Source organism: Paenibacillus sp. S25, from assembly GCF_019454085.1.
GTDB classification, from domain to species: Bacteria; Bacillota; Bacilli; order Paenibacillales; family Paenibacillaceae; genus Paenibacillus; species Paenibacillus polymyxa_B.
The window spans coordinates 972,145-992,650 of sequence record NZ_CP073683.1 but is presented as its reverse complement, the minus strand read 5'-3'; the positions used below and the strand labels follow the sequence as shown (position 1 = coordinate 992,650).

Genomic DNA, 20,506 nt, shown 5'->3' with positions numbered 1-20,506 from the left:
CAATCCCTCCTTCGCAAACTACAATCTCGGATCAATCGGCTCCGATTCCAGAGATAGCGCGGCAAGGACGCATTCATGAATACGATCTACCGTATCCTTGCGGACAAAACGTTCCACGGCTTCCATACCAAGCGCTCCCTCCATCAGGGCATGACGCTCCTTTTTGTTCGTTCGACGCTGCTTCAGACGCTTTAAATTCTCAGAGGCAAGATAATCCATACCGTAAATGATGTGCAAATACTTCCGGCCTCTCACCTTGATTGCAGGCTGAATCATCTTGTCCCGATTTTTCATCAAAAAGCGTTCCGGCTTGATCACAATCCCCTCATGACCATCCTCTGTCATCTCGTTCCACCAGCGAATGACCTCTTCCTCGCTTGCTTCGTCCGTGATAACGCGATACTCTGTCTCCATAAACAGAGAAGACAGCCCAGCCAGCTCCCGGTTTTGCTCCATATGCCAAATATGAGAATGGCCGAAAAAAGTCTTTCCGCTGTGTGCCAGCGTATGGAACGGTGCGATACGAATTTCATCCAGACCGTCCACATCCCAGCAATATTTTTGAAAAGCCTCTTGAAACGTTACGGCATTCGCGTACTTCTGTTCCATTTCCTCCAACCAGTCTCCAACCTCTCGACCTGCAACCTTCGCCTGCTTCAGCTTGTCTACCAACTTACTGCGATCCAGCAGAGCTGCCTCCCCCACATGCGCATACTGTGCAGCAATCAGTTCCCGAGCCTTGAGATTCCACGGTACAATTTCCGCATCCAGCAATACAAAATCCGTCTGATTCCGTTCAAAATATCCAGCAGTCCGTAGATCCACATTCAGCTTCTCCAGCACTTGCTTCCCAAGGCTTTGTTCAAAGAAAGCTCTCCCACTCCGACTATAGATCGTGCCCAATGTCGGGTAGCCTACATATTCAACAGCGGCCTGTTCGTTTTTGAATAATAGTAGAATAGCCCGGCTACCCATATGTTTTTTCTCGGCCACCATCGTTTGTACTCCTTGCCCGCGATAATAAGCCAGCGCCTCACGTGGATGCTCCAGATATCCTTCCTCTGCAGACACCGCTGGAGCAGGGCTCATCGTCGGTGGAATATACACCAGCTCCTCCATGGGTACAGTCACATGTGACACGGTATCTATAGCGGATTTGATCCATTCTCCTTGTACGCGCACTTCGCCATACGATTCCGTCAGCACACTGTAACCAGCGATTAGCTTGCGTAAATTCGGCGGGGAAAACCGTTTTCTCTGCCACCGGACAAGTGGGCTATCGGGATCATTCGCATAATTCTCATGTGCCGGAACGCTGACAAATTCCTTTTCCGGATAACGATAAGCGGTCAGCATACCGCCAAATACCACACCCTGATCAATATTCACCGTCTGGTTCACAAGGGTAGGCTGCGGTCTCGGATCATGTCCCCATACTACTATTTCTCCCGATTCATGGTCCACGAACCAATCCTTACGGATCGGTTTTCCGTTCGCATCCTGCCCCTCCGTATCTCCATAGCGGCAATAATCAGAAATACGTGCCGACTGTTTGCCAATAAAATGATCCTTAATCCCGGCATGAGCCACGACCACGTGTCGCAATCCATTTCTGCCAAAAATAAGATGAGAGGGTGCATGTAGCAGAAAATCCCTTAACTCGCTTCTAAGCTGTTCCGCCGCTGTCTTGCCCGCTTTTTGCTCATATTGGGCCAGTTCCTCTGCAAATCGTTCATCGCCATGACTGAGAGTCACCTTTCTTCCATCGAGGTAACGGCCGATTTTCCAGCCATGATTGCTGTCAATCATATACGCTAGTCCGGCATCCACGTGCTTTTTCCAGAACTGCACCGCTTGTAACGATTCTGGGCCACGGCTCATCACATCCCCGACAGATACTAGTCTTCTACCATCTGGATGATGGTATAGTCCTTCCGTATCTTCCGTATATCCTAGCCGCTCTATCACTTCCAGCATCTCACGGTAGCACCCATGGATATCACCAATGATGTCAATACCTGAACCAATCTCATGAAACAGTGGCTGCACACGGCGAACAAAGTTCATTTCTTCTACATCCTTAAGGACATAGCAAGCGTTAAAGCCTTCCTCACGGATACCACGCAGGTTCCGTTTTAACAGCTGTGCCTGCTGCTTGACCCGTTGGCGGCCACGCGGATGCTCCCTGCCTAAATCACGTTCCAGCAGCACAGCTTCGGGTACATCCAGTACCAAGGCCATAACAGGAACATGAGCCTTGGCTGCCAGCTGTACATATTTCTGGCGATCCTCAGCGTACAAATGAGTGGCATCCACAACCGTCAGCTTATTCAAGCGACAGCGCATAGCCAGAATCGTATCCATCGCCTCAAACGCCTTGGCTGACATTTGCTGATACTCATAGAACAGTACGTCCGATTCCAGCCTTGGAAGTCCACTCCAGTCTATAAATTCCGTATCTCCAACCAGCTTGCGAAAATGATCCGAGGATACCACTTCTGTCTCCATTAGAATCCCTTCGCTCACCAGCCTGTCCAATAATGTGGTTTTGCCACTGTTGGAGGCCCCCACCAACACAACCAGTCCAGCATGCGGTAAATGAATCGTACGTTTGGATGAATTGCTCATGCTTCCTTCTGCTCCTTTCTGCGCGTAAATATAGCCATTTGGGTCGGTTGTCCAAAGCCTTCAACCTCTTCTCCGATCCCCTTCAGCGCTATCGAATAAGGAGCTTCCTCAATCCACTGCTCACATCGTTCCTGAAACTCGCTTCTATTCCATTCAAAACGGTGATCGCCATGCCGCAGCTCTTGCTGGTTCATGCGATATACTTCATTATATTCACGATTGGGAGTCGTCACGATCAGCACATTTGGCTGATACTCCGTCACAATCGTCTTCATCACCCGGTTCAGACGATGCTCGTCCACGTGCTCAATGACCTCACATAGGATCATCACATCTTTGCCCCGCAATTGTTCATCATAATAAAAGAGAGAGCCCATCATGGGTGTAGGAATGATCGCGTCGGTATGCCTTTCCAGCTTGGCAAAACGCTCCATGGCTCTCACCTGTGCATACGCAGACGGCTCCACCGCCCAAATTTCTTCAATGCCCGTCATTCGGGCCATCCGAGCCGAAAGCTTCCCTTCTCCTGAACCAAAATCTACGATTTTCTGTCTGCGAGGCAGCTTGCGAATCACGTCCATAATAGCTTGATACCGCAGCTCATTCAGCCGTACAGCAGGCTGTTGCTTCCCTTCCTCCTGTGGCTGTTCTGGCTGTTGAATCTGTTCGTGCTTATCCTTTTGAGCTTGGACAGTTTCCTTTTCAATATGTTTTTTAGTACCTGTTTCAGCAGAATCAGATTGCTCAAATTGCTCAATCAGATTGGTAAAACGAAGCGTGCGTCGAATGATGAGCTCGCGTAGCGGATGCTCTGGCAACCAGCCTTCACCGTAACGTCTCAGCTTGTCAAACTCTTCTTCACTAATATAGTAATGCTTATAATTATCCAGCACCGGAATCAACAGCAATAACTGACGCAGCGCATACTGTACCGTCTGGTGGCCACTTAACGTGACATATCTGACGGTGCTTCGATTTTTCAGCTGAAAAGAATAATCCGCTTCCCCTCGTTCTATGGCCACTTGATAGCCCAGCGGAGCAAATAGTCCCTCCACCACAGAATCCGGCAAATCCGAAGCAACGGGCCCAAACGATAACTCCAGCGCAAAAGGGTGCGTCACCCATTCTGTATAGTCTTCCTTGGGTTTGCCATTCAGGGCTGTGCCAAGCGAGCCACGAATATAGGTGCAAAATAAGCTGCTGGTTACAAACTCCCGGTCATTAATATATTGTGTAATATCATAGCTGTCCGGACTGTTTTTGACCAAATCAATCGAATCTGGCGAAGCCTGAATGACGATCTCAGCCTCTTCCTCGGTAAAAACAGTGTACACCATGCGTACACGTGCACCTTTTTCTGTGCGATCATACGTATTGTAAGGATTCTTAGCAAGCAAATGCGAAATCATCCCTGCATGGGTTCCGGTTGCTTTTAGCGTAATGTGCATACTCCACTTCTCCTTCCCAGCTTATGCTTTCCATACTTCATTCACCGCAACGCGGAACAAATCATCCAACTGCTGATCAAGTCCACTTTCCATATGCTGAAGCAAGGGCGCCTTTTGTTCAAAATAAGCAATTTGCTGCTGGATAAAATCATTCACCACCGAAAGCCGTGGCTCAATATCCAGTTCCTCGCCCGCTTTTTTACGTTGCAGCAAATGCCCGATCACCTGATAAAGTTCTGTATCGGCCGGAATTAATTCCTCTAGCAAGTCTACGAATTCCATCGGAGGCATGCTGTTGTAACGTTCAATCCAGCCACAGGCCAGCAGTGGGCGCAGTACATAAAAATACTTTTTAATCTTCACCTGTTCTCCTTGCAAATAATCCCGATAGTTCCCTCGCGCCATATTCAGGTAATGGTACACACAGGACTTCGGAGAGAAGGTTAACGGTGATATCGCACGAATCTGGTCAGCCACTGAATACTGCTCCAGATAGGGAATCGGAGATTGCAGCCATTCCAGTAAAGGCGGATTGGACTTGCGAAACAAATGGAGTGCCTTTTTCAAATCCCAGCCGTTCATATCCAGCAAATTGCTGATTGGTCGCTCAATCACATCCCGCTTATCAAAAATAGACAAATACCATTCTACGGGTCTTACATAGATAAATCGTACATCATAGTCACTGTCCTGTGAAGGAAACCCCCATGCCCGACTGCCTGATTCACAGGCGTACACAATGCGCACCTGCTCCGCCTGCTCCAATGCGCGCAGCTCACGCAAAATCATTTCGCGCATTTCTGGTTGAATGAAACCCTGCCCATGCTTCACATCTGTCATGTTGTTCCCTCCCTTATCATTAAAGTATTTCCCGAATCTGTTCTCTAATCGACTCCTCCGTTTCAGCTACCGATAAGCGGCGAAGGCGCTCTGTCGTTTTCTCTCCCCACATCTCAGAAGACCATACCTTGAGTACATGAAGCGCTGCACGGCGATTGGAGGTCACCGGACTCCAAAGCCCGGCAGCAACTAGCTCTTGTCCCATTCCTTCGTGAGAAGACAATAGTTGCAACAGCATACCCAGACATTGATGCGCTTCATACTCCAGTCCATACCCAGGTAGATTAGCAGGGCCGGAAGCAATCTCTCCCAAGGGCAAGTGCTGTTCTGCAAAAGCCACCAACTTGCGTACCCGCTGTTCATCCTCTGTCTTGATGAGTTCAAAGTACAGAGTCGGCTTAACTGGATATCTGCTTAATTGATCAAATAGCACAGGCCATACATCTAGTGTCAGCATTCGAGCTACACGAATGGCGTAGTGGAGATGAGGTGAATCTGCATGCTGCAATTCCTGCTCCACCAGCTTCACCCACTGCGGATCGTCCATCATCTGCTGGCACAGCGACGCGTAACGTCTACGCAATTCCGGTGTCCATTCATGCTCATAACGTGTCTCCCATGAATCGTCCTCTTCATCCAGAAAGTCTGCAATATCCATGATGATCGTAAAATGCTGCACCGTCGTGCACATGGCCTTGGCATGACGAAGGTAGTTACCTATAACCATAGCGGCATGCTCATAATCGTCTATACTTTCCGCAGGTCCGCCTGCTGCCAGCAAAGCCGACAATATATCGCCTGCCCCTTCAAACAACTCCTGATCAATCTGCGGAACGGCGATGACTGTATGCAGCTCGCCTTTATGAGCGCACTCATAAGCAAGATATTCATACATGACATTATTGCGGAATCCTTCCCGCAGTAGCCAATCACGTATTTCTTGACGCGCAGGCTCCAGCCGTTCCACTACGTGAATACGTCCCCATCCATGTACTTGATTGGCTAACGTATACAACTGTTCATTGGCTTGCTCCGAAATATTACGGATTGCCACAGCCGCATATAGCGTGAATTCATCATGCTTCGCTAGTGTAAAAATAAGCTCGTGATGCTGCTCTGTCTCCAGTAATCCAAGCAATGCAATGCCGATTTTCACCACATTACGGTGTGCTCCATGTTCAGCCAGCCAACGCGCTTCCTCATACAATCGGTCTGGCTGAATTGCTGGATGCTGGCGCACCGCATCCAGCAACGGATCAATCAGACTGAGCGCATTTTCCTCCATCAAGCGTACATACGTCTCACGTCTCGTCTTCATTCCTGGCTTACGACATTGTCTGGACAACAGCTGCACCAGATCCTTGATTTTGTCGGCTACATGCTCGCCAGCACCATGATGCCCAAATGCTCCATCTAATCCTCCTGCCACCCAACGCATCGTGTGACCTGCCCAATATTCTTCATCATCCGGTAATTGATCATCAGTAAGCCTACCCTGAGTATCCATTCCCTGCATAATCGTTTCATAAATCGAAAGCTTGCCTACCCATGGATATAACACTTCATTTTTGCGTCGTCCAAACATGTTGCATCACCCTTCTGTTATGTATTGCTTCTTATTTCATCGTGCTATCTTATATTTCTATGATGCTTTATTTTGGAAGTCGTGAACATGGTGAAAGTATTACAAAGAAGAATAATTTCCCTTTTTCCTGCATCCCTTCCCTGTTAGAATAAAGGGATACTTGCTTTCGGAGATCGGCAACAGAAACGGAGAATGCATCATGGCGAGAGAGAGTTTTGATAAAGAAATTCAATTCCTGCGCATGCTCACACTGACCAGCGGCGCTTATAATCGGCAGCAATTTGCAGACAGACTGGGCATTTCAGTGCATACCTTTGATAAAACAATCCGGCGTCTCAAGGAAATCGCCCAATCCGTACAACAGCAGTTGCCTGAGGACCAGGGACATGATTTTAATGAGATGCTGCGCTTTAATTATTACGAATCCGCTGATCCATTACTACTATTCCTGTTTCGGGCCAAATCGCTCAAGGAATCAGAAAGCGTCCGCTTATCTCTTCTGCTCACAGCGCTACAGTCACAGCCTCTGACCACTATGGAATTGCTGGATGCTTGCTGCAACGGGCTGCCTTCCGACAGTTCGCTACCGGATGAGAAAACGATTCGTTCCGATCTGAAATATCTGGTCGAAGTCGGCGTGGTTCGCAAGGAACCCGGTGGCAGACCTTATCGCTATGCTGTCCGCAACGATCTGGTGACAGGACTGACAGACGAGGAATTACTGGACTTATATGATTTTGTAGACATTATGGCCAACACCCAGCTTCCCTCTGTGCAGGGATATCTGTTGCGAGATCATCTTAAAAAGGCCATGCGCCGTCAAGCCGGAGATCGGGATATAATCGAACCTTTTTTATATAAATACCACTATTATTCACGCATTCTGGACGAAGCCCATATTCATCCGCTTCTGCACGCCATTCGGCAACGCCGCTGTGTAACTTTTTTATATTTTTCGACATCCAAACGAAGCATGTACGGGTCACAGAACACAAACCCGCTGTTTGAAAAAGAGACGGAGGGCCGTGAACATACCATTCTACCCCTGCAAGTCATCTATGATCATCAATATGGACGTTGGTATGTGCTCGGTCACGTAGGCGGCAAAGGAATCATGAAGTTTCGTATGGAGGGCATGACTCAATTGGTGGAGGGCAAGCCTGTACCAGAGCAGTTTCATGCCGACCTCCTAGCGGTGTTGGAAGAAAAAATGCGGTACAGCTGGCTCGTTGATACCGGTCGCCCTGTGAAGGTACGGGTACGTTTTTTTAATCCTGAGGGCGCGAAGCGCAACTTTATTCGGGAACGTGTGCTGTCACAGGGACAATGGGGTACGATTGCGGAGGAAGAAAGTGAATCCTTTATCTATGAAATCACCGTGAATGGAATCACCGAGATTAAACCGTGGATTCGCAGCTTCGGATCAAGCTGTGAGGTATTGGAGCCTGAGCGGCTGCGTAAGGAATTCAGACAGGAATGGAAGGAGCTGCAAGCCTATTATGAGCCTGTTCGAGAAAATATTTAACTACCAGATCGTCTCTCGGCTGGATGAATCGGGCGCTTTTGCTACCACATCGCAGGAAAGAGTCTGGCTCCAATCTATGCTGACAGACTCGGCAGCAATAGAGGCTTTCACCCCGTCTACGCTTGATAAGCTTCGGCAGATGCTCGCAGACGACGAGCCTCTGGAGGCCGATGGAAGTTTGCGGGAAAAAGCAGGTATCCCTGCTGTCTCGGTATATCATCCACTCTTGCGTGAATTGCGTCCTATTCTGCGGTCCCGTTCAGGCATCTGTATGACCTACAAACTGCGCAACGGACGCATGCATGAGCGAATGTCCGGTTTTCCATATAAGCTGGAGTTTTCTATGGTCAAAAAAGAATGGAGCCTGCTGTGGTATAACCGCAGACACCGCGCGCTCATGTCTACCAAGCTGTCTAATATCGTGAACATCAGGGAAGATGAGCTTCTACCCGAAGAGGCCGAAAAATTCACCCAACGTATTCTCGGTATACTGGAGTCGCGCAAAGAGCAGGGCATCATCGAAATTATTCCTGTATATAACGGAGAAATGTCCCGTATTTTATATGCTTTTTCCTGCTTTGAAAAAGAGGTCGAATATGTTCAGGAAGCAGATACCTATCGTATTACGCTCACCTTCCAAGCAGACGAATGTGAATATGTACTATCCAAAATCCGTTTCCTTGGCAAACGTGTCAAGGTCGTCCAAGGCTCCCGGCTGATTTCACGAATGAAGGAAACAACGGCCAAGGCCCTTGCACGATACGAAGAGGAATAGCTGCTGAGGCAATATGAGAGGCCTCCATGTAAATAGACCCTCCCTCCGTCTGTTAATGAGACGAAGGGAGGGTCTATTAAACTACGGTTCGTATAAACAAGGTCATACACTTACGCCTGCTGTAACAAGCGGGTCCGCAGTACCAGTTACGGCAAGGCTTGTCCGCGCGCACTGACATACAATTTATACCATTCCTCACGGGTCATCAGCTCGCTCTGGCGTTCCGCATCCTGACATGCCTTGATTCGTTCAGGATTGGCGCTGCCAATGACAGGCTGAATCCGTGCCGGATGTTTCATAAGCCAGCCAAGGACGATCGCTTCACTTGTCGTTTCCTTTTCAGAAGCTAGCTTCTGCACCAGTTCTGCCGTCTTAACGACATGCTCAGGCTGTCCTTCCAAAGGACCTCCGCTAAAACGTCCCTGCGCCAGCGGTCCCCAGGCTTGGAGCTGAATATCCTCGGTTTGGCAATATTCCAGCAAACCTTCGCCAAAATGTATATTCGTCCCCGCCTGCTGGTTCACATGTACTGTCTGATCTACAAAATGCAGATGCGCCAGGCTCATTTCCAGCTGATTAGCGATCAGCGGCTCCGTTAGGCTCCGCTCCAGAAAACGAATTTGGCTTACATTCATATTGGAAACGCCAAAATGCCGTACTTTGCCAGATGTCTTAAGCTCGCTGAACGCCTTCGCTACTTCTTCCGGCTCTACCAGCGGATCGGGGCGATGCAGCAGCAGGATGTCCAAATATTCCGTACCCAGACGCTTCAGAATACCATCCACGGACTCCATAATATGAGCATATGAGAAATCAAAACGGCCCGGGAGCGTACCATCCGGCAGAAAAATGCCGCATTTGGACTGAATTACGATTTGTTCACGCAAGCCCGGCTGTCCCTTTAAAACCCGACCGAAAATTTCTTCCGCTTTCCCCATACGATAGATATCCGCATGATCGAACATCGTAATCCCAATGGATTGTGCAGCTTCTACAGCTCTTTCCGCTTCAACGACATGCGCCTGCGTAAACGGTGCATGGCTCCATTCTCCACCAAAAGGCATACAACCGAGCGCCAGCCGACTATCGGAGATTCCACGTTTCTGTAAAGGCATAATCTTCATGCTGCTCCTCCTTCAACCCTCAAAATATTCCCTGATTTATCCACATATGAATAGTTCGTGAAACCGCTATCACACACCTATTTTACCACTTACTTACGGTCGTGTATCACTTTGGTCCCAATCCACATCTTTTTATCCGAATATCCCCATGCTCAGATAACGCTCTCCGGTATCCGGGGCAATGCAAAGTACCCGTTTGCCTGCTCCCAAACGCCGAGCTTCCTGAATCGCCGTCCATATCGTAGCTCCGCTAGAGGGGCCAACCAGAATCCCTTCCTGGGCAGCAATCGCCCGTGTCATTGCAATCGCATCCTCATCGGAAACCTGCACGATTTCGTCATACACTTCCGTATTCAGCACGGTGGGAACAAAGCCTGGACTGGTGCCAACCAGCTTATGTGGACCGGGTTTTCCTCCAGATAGCACTGGCGAGCCTTTCGGCTCAACTACAACAATCCGCAGATCCGGCAAATACTGACGCAGCACTTCACCTGTTCCCGTAATGGTACCGCCCGTTCCCGAAGAAGCGACGAACACATCCAGCTTTCCTTCCGTTTGTTCCAAAATTTCAAGTGCTGTGGTCATACGATGGATATCGGGATTGGCCTCATTTTCAAATTGATGCGGGATAAAGCTCCCTTCAATTTCAGCCCCCAGTTCGAGTGCCTTGCGAATCGCTCCTGGCATCCGTTCTTCTGCTGGTGTCAGTACGACCTCAGCCCCGTAGGCTTTCAAAATATTGATCCGTTCCTTTGTCATATTCGAAGGCATCACCAAAATTGCACGGTAACCTCGAGCTGCCGCATTCATCGCAAGACCAATTCCCGTGTTGCCACTTGTCGGCTCAATAATAGTGCCTCCTGGCTTTAAATGTCCTGCCTTTTCCGCCTCGGCAATCAGGTTGCCCGCCGCCCGATCTTTAACACTGCCGCTTGGATTAAAATACTCCAGCTTCACATACACTTCCGCATCCTGCGGCCCTGTGAGCCGTTGGAGTCTTACACAAGGTGTATCTCCTATTAAATCTGTAATACTATGTACCACTTTAGGTGCCATCGTCATATCCTCCTTGGATCGTTCCTTACAGCGTCATTTACGATCTTCATATCATACTACCAAAATAACATACTTGCCTCCTTCCTACCTGTCGCTTTTGTAAATTACATAAAACTTATCAACTTAGTATGTAAAATTCTTGCAAAATGGGTCGCCAGATATCGCCTGTAATGATATACTCGCATTACTATTTTTTCAGGAGGATACAAGACACTTATGAGTAACCAAGAAAATATGACAGCAAATCGCTTCCCCCCCTCCTTGCTATGGTTGACCCTTGGTGCCTTCGCCATCGGCATGACCGAATTCGTCATTATGGGACTTCTGCCTAATGTAGCCCATGATCTTCATGTTACGATTCCGCAAGCCGGGCAGTTAATCACCAGTTACGCGCTTGGTGTGGCCATTGGAGCACCTGTACTTACTGTATTAACCCATAAGGTTCCGCAGAAAAAGCTGCTATGCCTCCTAATGACTATATTCATTTTAGGTAATCTTTTTTCCGTTATTGCTCCCAATTACGAACTTCTGATTGCGGCCCGTATGGCTACTGCATTATCGCACGGAACCTTTTTGGGAGCCGGTTCACTGATCGCTGCCCGACTGGTTCGTCCTGACAAACGTGCAGGTGCTATTTCTATGGTGCTGACCGGTTTGACCGTGGCGAACATTATTGGGGTGCCCTTTGGTACTTTTATCGGACAACAGCTCGGCTGGCGTGCTTCCTTTGGAGCCATTGTGGTCATCGGCTTGATTTCTCTCTTCGGTATCATTCGTTACATTCCGGTAATTCATCAGGACAAGCCTTCCAGTCTCAAACAAGAAGTCAAAAGCCTGTTTAATCCAAAAGTGCTGCTGATGCTGCTCACAGGTGCAGTCGGTTGTGGTAGCCTGTTCACTGTCTTTACGTACATTACGCCTTTGCTTACGGACATTAGTGGCTTTGCCGAGCATAGCATTACCTGGATTCTCGTCCTGTTTGGCCTAGGGGTAACGATCGGCAACATCGTTGGCGGCAAGCTCGCAGATTGGAAACTGCTGCCATCCCTGATCGCAAACTATGCTGTACTGGCTATTATTTTGACCATTCTGACATTTACGCTTCAAAGCCAGATATTGGCCGTCATCACAGTCTTTATCTGGGGCATTGCTGCGTTCGGCATCATGCCGGGTATTCAGGTTCGCATCATGAATCTGGCCTATGAGGCTCCTTTGCTTGCCTCTACCTCCAGCCATTCCGCATTAAATCTGGGTAACGCAGGCGGCGCTTTTATCGGGGGAGTCGTTATTAATCAAATGGGGCTAGCCGCTATTCCATGGGTTGCATCGCTTATCACTGTCGGCGGTCTACTCCTTATGGTGGTCAGCTACATTGTGGATCGCAAGACGGCTCATCCTGAAGCGATAGCGGAGATACAATCATAGAATCGTTTAGCAAGTTGGACGTAAACGAATGGTTCATTTTTCATAGATTGAGAGATATTGTCCAGTCTCTCCTTCTACATTCCTCATAGTATGGCATTGAAATACCAATTTATGAGGAAAGAAGTGTGTATGATGAGCCTTTATTTTACTAACAACACGAGTAACACGATCTATGCTGCCTATGCTTATCCTGATTCCGACTGTCATCCCATGAATTATTCTAAAATGGGCTGGTATCGGATAGAGCCTGGTAGTACGAGGGAAGTATGGAGCGGTTCTGTAGGGGGAACCACATTCTACTATTATGCTGAAGATCACTCCAATAGGTGGAGTGGTACGTACCGCACACGGCTTCCGAGAAGTACTGACCATGATTTTCATTGGTGTTGGAACTATAGCAGCGGATCATCCAGACGAGTGGGGATGCGTAGACTACCCATTGACGATTCTATAGTCAATTTCACCCTCGAGTTCATCACCAGTACAAGTAAAAGCAAACCGGCATCAAAGAAAACTCGTACGGCGTTACCTTCCAAATCCGCAGAATCCAGCATTCGCAGAATTCCGAGAAGACCGGTTCGCTTTAAAAAAGGAACCCCAGTTCCGGTAAAGTCCAAACGATAAGTCAAAGAACCGTAACCCGCAAGATGGACATTTTGAAAAAAGTGACCCCCTTGCGGGTTATTTTTATTTCACTCTGGACATTCAGACGCTTGTTGCAACCACAGTATTTTTCCTCGCCGTTCAGCTTAACCAATGATCAAAAAAGTCCCGATAGCCCTGCTTCATCACCTGACTTGAAAACTGTTCCATAGCGTATGCCTGATTTTCTGTAGAAACCCGGCGCGGTGAGGCGGCAGCCATATTGACCAGCTCGAACCAGTTTTTCTCATTCCCTGAAAAAGAATGCGTAGAGCTGATATGTCCATAGCAAGGATGCTCTGGCTTCACGACGATTTTACCCATAGCCAGCGCTTCGGTCAGTGGCATCGCGAACGTATCGAATTTGGAGCAGCTCCAATACACCTTTGCCGTGTTCATCAGTGCAAACACCTCATCTTGCGTCAACGCAAATTGAAGTTTAACATTGTCCGGGATATCGTACTTCTTCATACTTTCCTTGTAGCGTTCACCGCCAAATACCATATAGACATCCTTGTCAGGATTATGCCTCGCATACTCCAGCACCAAGTCCGGACGTCGGTTCTCCTCATCTCTACCAATCCACATCACCCGGTTCTCTACCACTTGCGAGGGATCAAAATGCTTTTCCACCAGCCGCTCATTAAATCCGATCGGGATGACTGTCACATCGGTTACGCCAAACTTCGAAGCCATCTCCTGCTTGAGAAAGGCAGTCTGTACGATAGCCTTGTCCACGATCTGATAAAAAGGCTTCATCATCTCATAGCCTGTAAGTGCCGGATCAGGAAAACTATGCGGAAAAAGCACGCTGTTTTTAAAGAACATGTTCAAATAGGTAAAGCCAGATACCGTATAAATAACGTGCTCAATCTGCTGCTCATGGAGTTGGTCCAGTACGACGTCATAGTTGACCAAGTCGCCCTTTTCGTGCTCATAGCCCGGAAGCCAGTCATGGCTGCTCACATGGCGCTCTGGTGATACAAATACGATGTCCACCCCCAATTCCAACCCGATCTGCTTTAGACGTTCTGCAAAAATACGAGGACCCTGTGCTTCAGCAAATTGTATTTTTCTCATGACCAAACCGACTTTTTTCATGGATTTATTCCCCACCTTCTTTTGCTAACTAAATACAGTCTATGTCTTAAGCTACTATCTACATTGTTGGGCTTGTCCCCAATCCATCATCGCTGCACATTGGTTCAAACAGGCTAACGTTTCATCCAACTGGGACTCTAATTGCTCTTTTGACCATTTATCGCCGTTTCTATGCAGGTTCGTTCCAATCCTTTGCAAATCACTTGTGATTAACAACAGCATCCAGAGCGAAAATACCACCGCAAACATGCCATATTCCAGCATAAATGCCGTTTGATCCACTCTTATCCCCAACAGCTCCAGCTGCTCCACGTATGTGTCCAGCATACGAATACGCAATTCGGACGTCATGCGTCGGGGAAACAACGGATGGGACATGTCGATCAGGTGATATACATCCCACAGCGGTGTGTTCAGATGAGCATGCTCCCAATCCAGTACCATAAGCCGTTCCCCGCTCAGCGCATAGTTCCCCGGATGAAGATCACCATGAGACAGTACAAGCTGCTGTGAAAAAGATAAATGCTCCAGCTGTACATACATACGCTGCATCTGTTGCTTAGATAATCCCAGTGAGCTGCAAAGCTTTAACACATCCGGCTTGCGCGTGTATAGCTCGGAAACTATCTCCTGAATAAGTGGCTTTGGTCCTCGCAGCGGCATCCCAGCAAAACGATCCGTCGGCAAAGCATGCCACCATGCAACAAGTCCAACAGCTCGCAATAAAGTTTCGTCTGCGTGTAGATGATGTAACGGACCAAGGTCCTCAAAAACCATCCATTCTCCTCCGCCATCCGCACCTGCATCAGACCAGGCTAGCAATCGGGGATAGATCGGTGATAACGCAGGAAGCACATGCTCATACACCCATCTCTCCCGCCCCTCCTGATCATCGTTGGTTAGCGGTTTGAATATATAACTTTCAGAGGAAGACACGTAAAAACGTTCCACATGCCGACCATTCGTACCTGTATATAAAATTTCACGATTCCGCACCAGCGTATCATTCAAGGTGCCGTCAACATACACATATTGATGAAAAGGATTCATAGCCACCCAACTTTTTTGTATAAAATGTAATAGCACGATCATATCACAGTCCTCGTTCCGAACGAAGCCCAGACCATCTTTGGGTAACTCGACGTACCAAAAAAGGGGCTTGTCCAATCAGATCCACACGACCTGTTGGACAGCCCCTTTTCATATCCGTACTCCTATCCTACTCTCCGATTAATATTTAGTATTGCCGGATTCACTCGTATTACTGGATTTAAAGCCTTTGAACAATTGTTTCACATTGTGATAACGAGTGTTCGTAATTTTTGCTTTGCTGTTAGGACCGTCCGATCTCAGAATTGAATCCTTAACGTTGGAAATATCCGAGTTATCTAAAGTCATATTCACTCTAAAAGTAGAGTCTCCCAGCTGGCGAACCAGTTTTCCGATATCATCGGCTCTAAAGTTTTTAATGTTAATCGTGCCTTCGGCATTAATTTGGAACACTTTATCGTACGCATGGAACGCTCCACCGCCCGTAATGTTTACCGTGCCTGGTTCTTTAAGCGTCAATGCATCTTCACCTACATCCTCCCATGTTACGTTGGAGATTGTGCCGTTGCCATATACATGCACACCATCCGCAGCAGGGGCAGCGATGATCACATTTTTCAAAGTTGCATTATTTTCAAGCTTGAAAATAGGCTTTTGAGCCTCTTTCTGGCTTCCGTCTCCCAAGGTATCGGGATCAGCCACTACAGTCTTGCCCTTACCATCGTATACTTCTCCGGCTTTAACAAGTATGGTCTTATGAACGACTTCTGGAGCTGCATGAGCAGAATAATTGCCGACAAATAAAGCAACCAACATTCCTGATAAAGCGATACTGAGTCCCTTTTTCAATACTTTAGCTGTGTTTGTTTTCATTTCAATTCATCCCTCTCGTAGATATTTTTTATTGTTCCAATTCTTCGTTGACTAGAACGCGTAGACCGTATCACCACCTTCGCACAATGAACCCATTGACCGATACATGTCTATAAAGCATTATTCAACTATTTGCATATGTATACTTGGTTTTTGGCCCAAAGCAATTTTGTCTTCTAATTAATATAAAGCACAAATTGTAAATAGAGCGATTACATTTACAATTTGCATAACTCTATTATAATCAAACTTCCAGTAATTTCAATATATTTTCCGCCAAAATATGTCCTTTTTTTCAATTAAGTACACAATATTGCCTCTTTTATACTTGTACAAGTTTATTTTATGACAATTTACGCATCAAATCGCTGAGTATCTAGTCTCTAATGCGCGCTCTATGTCACTAGAATGTAATCAGAACCTTATTTCGTCCTATACCTCATTTTTGATGTAGTCTATACTATTGAATGACACGTTTGATGAACGTATAATGTATTTAGTGCTTTGAAGCGTCACATCTCAACATTACTGGTGAGAAAAGAGTGGTTATCGTGCAAAACAATAGTGAGATTCCATTAAAAGAACAAAATATTGTGCTCATCGGCTTTATGGGTGTAGGCAAAACAACGATCGGTTCCCAACTAGCGCGCAAGCTGTATCGCGATTTCGTGGATATTGACCAGGAGATTGAACGAGAATACAACATGCCAACAACAGAGATTTTCAAAACTTATGGAGAGAAGCGTTTCCGTGAGATTGAAAAAGAGCATATTATGAAGCTGTGCAGCAACACACGCCTTAAAATCATTTCCGTTGGCGGTGGTGCATTTTTACAGGAAGAGGTGAAGCAAGCTTGTTTGGCTTCATCGATTGTTTTCTTCTTGGATTTAAATTGGGATTCCTGGAAAGATCGGCTCAAGATGCTGATTGACACCCGTCCCAATCTACAAAACAAGACTTTAGGGGAAATTGAGGATCTCTTCCGTTCCAGACAGGACATTTACGCGGTGAATCACTCCAAGATCGATACGGATCAGTTGGATGCGGAAGAAGTCGCAGACTATATTATTCAAACGCTGAATCTAGGTTGGGAGTTGTATGAACCTACTCGGGGATTGAATTAAGAGTTACACAAAAAGGAGGGCTCCAGCATGCTTACCGCATGGGGGCCTTCCTTTTTGGTTCACTGCGGATATATTACTGACTGGCGAGTAATGCCTATCCATCTTTTAAGAATGGCTATGCAGCACCGTCAGTATCTCTCTCAGTTCAGTGACAGGAATCTGTCCCGGTGCGGAAGCTTTCTTAGCAGCACCAAAGGTCAGAGCCGAACCAAATAGTTCTCCGGTCAGGCGGCTCACGACACCTTTCCCTGCCATCGACATCGTAATAATCGGCCGATCTGCATACTCTTCTGCCATGGTACGCGTGGCATCCAGCAAAGTGAGTACATCGGCTGTATTGGTTGGCATCACTGCTATCTTAGGCAGATCGCCTCCCAATTCCTGAGCCTTACGTAACCGGGACACAATCTCCTCCTTCGACGGCGTCTTATGAAAATCATGATTAGATATAATCACATATACGTTATGCTTATGTGCTGCTTCTACCAGCGTCTTCACATCAGCTTCCTCATTAAAAAGCTCTACATCAATAAGTTCGACTTGCCCCGTTTCGGCTACTGTACGGTTCAATTCCACATAACTCGCTGCACTGATTTCTTTTTCTCCGCCTTCCCGAGCGCTACGGAACGTAAATACGAGCGGAACATTTACTAAAATAGAACGAATTTCATGTAAGGCAGCTTTAACCTTTTCCAGATCCTCCACATGCTCGAAAAAATCGACTCTCCACTCCACGATATCCAGGTCGAGCGTACGTAAATAAGTGGCCTCTTCCTTCAACTGCTCCAACGTTTCTCCCACCATTGGCACACAAATTTTTGGCGCTCCTTCACCGATCAGAACATCTTTCACCTTTACGATTTTAGCCATCTCTATCTCACTCCCAAATTACAGTTTCAAGTCGAACATGTACAATAATTCATAGTATAACGCATTCTGAATAAGCATGCAGATGATTAGGTCCAGTCGTCATTTATTTGGTATCAAGTACGATTTCAGGGGACAATTTGCGACTTGCTGGAAAAACTAAACTGTACCGAAAATTAACAAACACCGCCAGTACGATCCCTAGTACATTCACAATAATAGCTAGCATAAAAACACTCGATATCTGAGAATGTTTCAAAAGAAAGCCTGTAAACACGGGGATGACCGTGTATGACAGCGAGGTTGCTGTATACACAAACCCGGTAATCTGTCCTTTTCGTTGACTAAAAAATTCACTCATTACGGTTAATGTCAGTTGAAGTACACCTGATATTGAAAACCCGATGACACTCGCACAAATAATGGCCGCAGCCCCTGACTTGAAAAGGAGAAGCGCTCCAAAAGCCAAGAGAGAAATACATGGATAAATAAGAATAATGTGAACAGGTTTAACCCATTTTCTTAACACAATTACTAATACAAACACGGAAATCAGCGAACCGACATTGTAATAAACTAATAATCTGAGAGACTCTGATTGGGTCATACCGATAAACTGTTGTCCAAAAGTAGGAAGCCATAACTGCACAATATAAAGCAAAGTCGGTCCGGTAAATCCGAGCAAGATAAGGCATACCCCTTCCTGCCAAAACCGCGGCTTACTCCGATCATTTGCCTCCAATTTTCCCGCTTGCTCAACGCTCGATACAGAAGTATCACCAACTGACTCCTTGGGTGACTGAACCCGCATGTCTGGGAACTTCATCTTGAATAGGTAAATTGCATTTAAAGCGAATATGAGGGCTGGTAAAAAGAAAGAGAACCCGTAGAAAATGTCGTGATTCATAAAAAAGATAATCATTAACGGTAAAAATGCTGCCCCGATGGATATAAAACCTCTTACCAACACTGTAGCCGAACCAGAGGATTGGGGAAAAGCTTCGATCAGCGCTGGATAAGTACCTGAATCAAGAAAAGAATTCGCTACGCCTGCCAGCACAGCCAGTACGATCGCCATCTCAAAGCTGGGACTCAGCGGTATACCGACCAAGAATACAGCCATTAGTAGCCCTGCTACCACAATAAACGGCTTACGACCATAACGATCGGAGAGCACCCCGGATATGTACAGCGTAAACAGCCTGCCAAATCCCATCGCAGAAACCAAGAGACTGATGCCCGTCTGATCTGTATGCAAATGCTCTGTTAAAAAGGACATGTGGGACGCCAGCATAATATTAAACATGCCGAACAAAAGATAGTTTACATAAAGGCCTGTCGCCACTGGAAAAGAAGAACGTTTTATCATGAATTCACCTGCTTTTGTAAGTAAGTCTTGTAGTATTAAAAATGTGAATCATTTCACATTACCTGTGTCGATGATGAAGTATAGAACACATTTTAAAATTTATCAAGTTTAAATATTGCGGGACCCCAGCCTAGACGCGCTGATGCGTTTTCAGATAAAACTCCTTGCCGTAGCTTAGTGCAAAGTTCCGAAAGTCCACTACTGCCGGGGATAAATACCTATTTTTGATGCTGGCCAGGTAGATAAAACGCTCGTATTCTGGATTTACAATAGGCAATGTTTTGACGTTAAAATAATCTAACGATGAAATTCGAGGCATAACTCCAATTCCGTAATTGACAGACACCAGCCCTGCCATTGCTGTATCCTCTTCAATCTCGCAAATAATCTGTGGCGTAACGCCCGCTTTGACAAACAAATTCTCAATAATGGGCCGAACTCCACTCTTTTTGTTGAAGAAGATCACCGGATAATCCGCTGTATCCTTGAGATCAATTTGGTCTAAAGTCCCCAGTGGATGATCAGGCGAAACAATGACAACCAGTTCCTGCTGAGCCAACGGAATAAACTCCACATCCGGTACATTTTCCATGTGAGAGCAGAACGCCACATCATAATGTTCCTGCTTCAGCCCCTGGATAATATCGTTCGTATTCCCTTGGTGAAACGAAAAGGAGATATCTTTACGGGCATCCAGAGCTGAAAAGGCTTGAATAATCGCTGGAATGAAGTGTGAGCCTAACGTGTAAATGAACGCCAAATCTATATTTCCATGGCTTGGACTCACTAGCTCCCGTAAATTGTGTTCTCCCTTTTCTAATTCATCCATCGCGTGCTCCACATACTTCAGGAAAAATCGTCCGTATTTGTTTAACCGAATATTTCTCCCCTGCTTCTCAAACAGATGAACTCCCAAATCTTTTTCTAATTCTGAAATCGCATGACTTAAACTGGGCTGTGTAATACATAGTCGCATAGCTGCCTGGGTAAAATGCTCCATCTCCGCAAGTACACGAAAATATTGTAAGTGCTTCAGGTTCATAATTATGTAATCTCCTTCTTTAATTCATATTT

At 46.6% G+C, this 20,506-nt stretch carries 17 protein-coding genes; 5 read left to right on the top strand and 12 right to left on the bottom strand.

The window, feature by feature from the left end; genetic code table 11:
• Positions 1-18 precede the first annotated feature (18 nt).
• Genes KAI37_RS04475 through KAI37_RS04460 form a run of 4 tightly spaced genes read right to left on the bottom strand, consistent with a single transcriptional unit; the run spans position 19 to position 6,501 of the window.
• Positions 19-2,628, bottom strand: a complete 2,610-nt coding sequence (locus KAI37_RS04475) for a polynucleotide kinase-phosphatase (RefSeq protein ID WP_220030802.1) — start codon at positions 2,626-2,628, stop codon at positions 19-21.
• Complete coding sequence (locus KAI37_RS04470) at positions 2,625-4,076, bottom strand: 3' terminal RNA ribose 2'-O-methyltransferase Hen1 (RefSeq protein WP_220030801.1); 1,452 nt, start codon at positions 4,074-4,076, stop codon at positions 2,625-2,627. The genes KAI37_RS04475 and KAI37_RS04470 overlap by 4 nt, the downstream gene beginning before the upstream one ends.
• Positions 4,077-4,097: 21 nt before the next feature.
• Positions 4,098-4,916 (bottom strand): nucleotidyltransferase domain-containing protein, encoded by an 819-nt coding sequence (locus tag KAI37_RS04465; protein ID WP_104496642.1) that lies wholly within the window; start codon positions 4,914-4,916, stop codon positions 4,098-4,100.
• 19 nt (positions 4,917-4,935) lie between these two features.
• On the bottom strand, positions 4,936-6,501 hold the full coding sequence (locus tag KAI37_RS04460) for a limonene hydroxylase (RefSeq protein ID WP_220030800.1): 1,566 nt from the start codon (positions 6,499-6,501) through the stop codon (positions 4,936-4,938).
• Between the two features lie 199 nt (positions 6,502-6,700).
• Between KAI37_RS04460 and KAI37_RS04455 the strand changes: the two genes are divergently transcribed.
• Both KAI37_RS04455 and KAI37_RS04450 read left to right on the top strand, forming a co-directional pair.
• Positions 6,701-8,026, top strand: a complete 1,326-nt coding sequence (locus KAI37_RS04455; RefSeq protein WP_220030799.1) for a helix-turn-helix transcriptional regulator — start codon at positions 6,701-6,703, stop codon at positions 8,024-8,026.
• Positions 8,001-8,801 carry a WYL domain-containing protein gene (locus KAI37_RS04450; RefSeq protein WP_220030798.1) on the top strand — a complete coding sequence of 267 codons (801 nt, stop codon included), beginning with the start codon at positions 8,001-8,003 and terminating at the stop codon, positions 8,799-8,801. The genes KAI37_RS04455 and KAI37_RS04450 overlap by 26 nt, the downstream gene beginning before the upstream one ends.
• A 146-nt stretch (positions 8,802-8,947) precedes the next feature.
• On the opposite strand, the gene KAI37_RS04445 is transcribed toward KAI37_RS04450, so the two are convergent.
• Both KAI37_RS04445 and cysK read right to left on the bottom strand, forming a co-directional pair.
• On the bottom strand, positions 8,948-9,925 hold the full coding sequence (locus tag KAI37_RS04445) for an aldo/keto reductase (protein ID WP_220030797.1): 978 nt from the start codon (positions 9,923-9,925) through the stop codon (positions 8,948-8,950).
• A 132-nt stretch (positions 9,926-10,057) separates the two neighbouring features.
• Positions 10,058-10,981, bottom strand: a complete 924-nt coding sequence (cysK, locus tag KAI37_RS04440) for a cysteine synthase A (protein WP_071639687.1) — start codon at positions 10,979-10,981, stop codon at positions 10,058-10,060.
• A 216-nt stretch (positions 10,982-11,197) separates the two neighbouring features.
• Between cysK and KAI37_RS04435 the strand changes: the two genes are divergently transcribed.
• Both KAI37_RS04435 and KAI37_RS04430 read left to right on the top strand, forming a co-directional pair.
• On the top strand, positions 11,198-12,406 hold the full coding sequence (locus KAI37_RS04435) for an MFS transporter (protein WP_220030796.1): 1,209 nt from the start codon (positions 11,198-11,200) through the stop codon (positions 12,404-12,406).
• Positions 12,407-12,535: 129 nt separating this feature from the next.
• Positions 12,536-13,030: a DUF1036 domain-containing protein gene (locus KAI37_RS04430; protein ID WP_158659094.1), complete on the top strand. Its 495-nt coding sequence runs from the start codon at positions 12,536-12,538 to the stop codon at positions 13,028-13,030.
• A 120-nt stretch (positions 13,031-13,150) separates the two neighbouring features.
• On the opposite strand, the gene KAI37_RS04425 is transcribed toward KAI37_RS04430, so the two are convergent.
• From KAI37_RS04425 to KAI37_RS04415, 3 genes are all read right to left on the bottom strand, one after another.
• Positions 13,151-14,149, bottom strand: a complete 999-nt coding sequence (locus KAI37_RS04425; protein WP_025721310.1) for a glycosyltransferase — start codon at positions 14,147-14,149, stop codon at positions 13,151-13,153.
• A gap of 54 nt (positions 14,150-14,203) precedes the next feature.
• Positions 14,204-15,241: an aminoglycoside phosphotransferase family protein gene (locus KAI37_RS04420; protein WP_220030795.1), complete on the bottom strand. Its 1,038-nt coding sequence runs from the start codon at positions 15,239-15,241 to the stop codon at positions 14,204-14,206.
• A gap of 138 nt (positions 15,242-15,379) precedes the next feature.
• Complete coding sequence (locus KAI37_RS04415) at positions 15,380-16,072, bottom strand: pectate lyase (protein ID WP_071639684.1); 693 nt, start codon at positions 16,070-16,072, stop codon at positions 15,380-15,382.
• A gap of 551 nt (positions 16,073-16,623) precedes the next feature.
• On the opposite strand from KAI37_RS04415, the gene KAI37_RS04410 reads away from it, so the two are divergent.
• Positions 16,624-17,196: a shikimate kinase gene (locus tag KAI37_RS04410; protein WP_220030794.1), complete on the top strand. Its 573-nt coding sequence runs from the start codon at positions 16,624-16,626 to the stop codon at positions 17,194-17,196.
• A gap of 105 nt (positions 17,197-17,301) precedes the next feature.
• Here KAI37_RS04410 and aroD read toward each other — a convergent pair whose 3' ends face one another.
• The 3 genes from aroD to KAI37_RS04395 all read right to left on the bottom strand — a co-directional run bounded on the left by aroD (position 17,302) and on the right by KAI37_RS04395 (position 20,474).
• Positions 17,302-18,066, bottom strand: coding sequence for a type I 3-dehydroquinate dehydratase (gene aroD / locus KAI37_RS04405; protein WP_104496651.1), 765 nt, complete (start codon positions 18,064-18,066; stop codon positions 17,302-17,304).
• A 103-nt stretch (positions 18,067-18,169) separates the two neighbouring features.
• Entirely contained in the window at positions 18,170-19,432 is a 1,263-nt protein-coding gene (locus tag KAI37_RS04400; RefSeq protein WP_220030793.1) for an MFS transporter, read from the bottom strand.
• A gap of 130 nt (positions 19,433-19,562) precedes the next feature.
• Positions 19,563-20,474, bottom strand: coding sequence for a LysR family transcriptional regulator (locus KAI37_RS04395; RefSeq protein WP_220030792.1), 912 nt, complete (start codon positions 20,472-20,474; stop codon positions 19,563-19,565).
• Between the last annotated feature and the right edge of the window lie 32 nt (positions 20,475-20,506).

Bases quoted from the DNA above. Each gene is read 5' to 3' on its own strand.
- KAI37_RS04475 (WP_220030802.1), bottom strand. From the start codon at position 2,628: ATGAGCAATTCATCCAAACGTACGATTCATTTACCGCATGCTGGACTG.
- KAI37_RS04470 (WP_220030801.1), bottom strand. From the start codon at position 4,076: ATGCACATTACGCTAAAAGCAACCGGAACCCATGCAGGGATGATTTCG.
- KAI37_RS04465 (WP_104496642.1), bottom strand. From the start codon at position 4,916: ATGACAGATGTGAAGCATGGGCAGGGTTTCATTCAACCAGAAATGCGC.
- KAI37_RS04460 (WP_220030800.1), bottom strand. From the start codon at position 6,501: ATGTTTGGACGACGCAAAAATGAAGTGTTATATCCATGGGTAGGCAAG.
- KAI37_RS04455 (WP_220030799.1), top strand. From the start codon at position 6,701: ATGGCGAGAGAGAGTTTTGATAAAGAAATTCAATTCCTGCGCATGCTC.
- KAI37_RS04450 (WP_220030798.1), top strand. From the start codon at position 8,001: ATGAGCCTGTTCGAGAAAATATTTAACTACCAGATCGTCTCTCGGCTG.
- KAI37_RS04445 (WP_220030797.1), bottom strand. From the start codon at position 9,925: ATGAAGATTATGCCTTTACAGAAACGTGGAATCTCCGATAGTCGGCTG.
- cysK (WP_071639687.1), bottom strand. From the start codon at position 10,981: ATGGCACCTAAAGTGGTACATAGTATTACAGATTTAATAGGAGATACA.
- KAI37_RS04435 (WP_220030796.1), top strand. From the start codon at position 11,198: ATGAGTAACCAAGAAAATATGACAGCAAATCGCTTCCCCCCCTCCTTG.
- KAI37_RS04430 (WP_158659094.1), top strand. From the start codon at position 12,536: ATGATGAGCCTTTATTTTACTAACAACACGAGTAACACGATCTATGCT.
- KAI37_RS04425 (WP_025721310.1), bottom strand. From the start codon at position 14,149: ATGAAAAAAGTCGGTTTGGTCATGAGAAAAATACAATTTGCTGAAGCA.
- KAI37_RS04420 (WP_220030795.1), bottom strand. From the start codon at position 15,241: ATGATCGTGCTATTACATTTTATACAAAAAAGTTGGGTGGCTATGAAT.
- KAI37_RS04415 (WP_071639684.1), bottom strand. From the start codon at position 16,072: ATGAAAACAAACACAGCTAAAGTATTGAAAAAGGGACTCAGTATCGCT.
- aroD (WP_104496651.1), bottom strand. From the start codon at position 18,066: ATGGCTAAAATCGTAAAGGTGAAAGATGTTCTGATCGGTGAAGGAGCG.
- KAI37_RS04400 (WP_220030793.1), bottom strand. From the start codon at position 19,432: ATGATAAAACGTTCTTCTTTTCCAGTGGCGACAGGCCTTTATGTAAAC.
- KAI37_RS04395 (WP_220030792.1), bottom strand. From the start codon at position 20,474: ATGAACCTGAAGCACTTACAATATTTTCGTGTACTTGCGGAGATGGAG.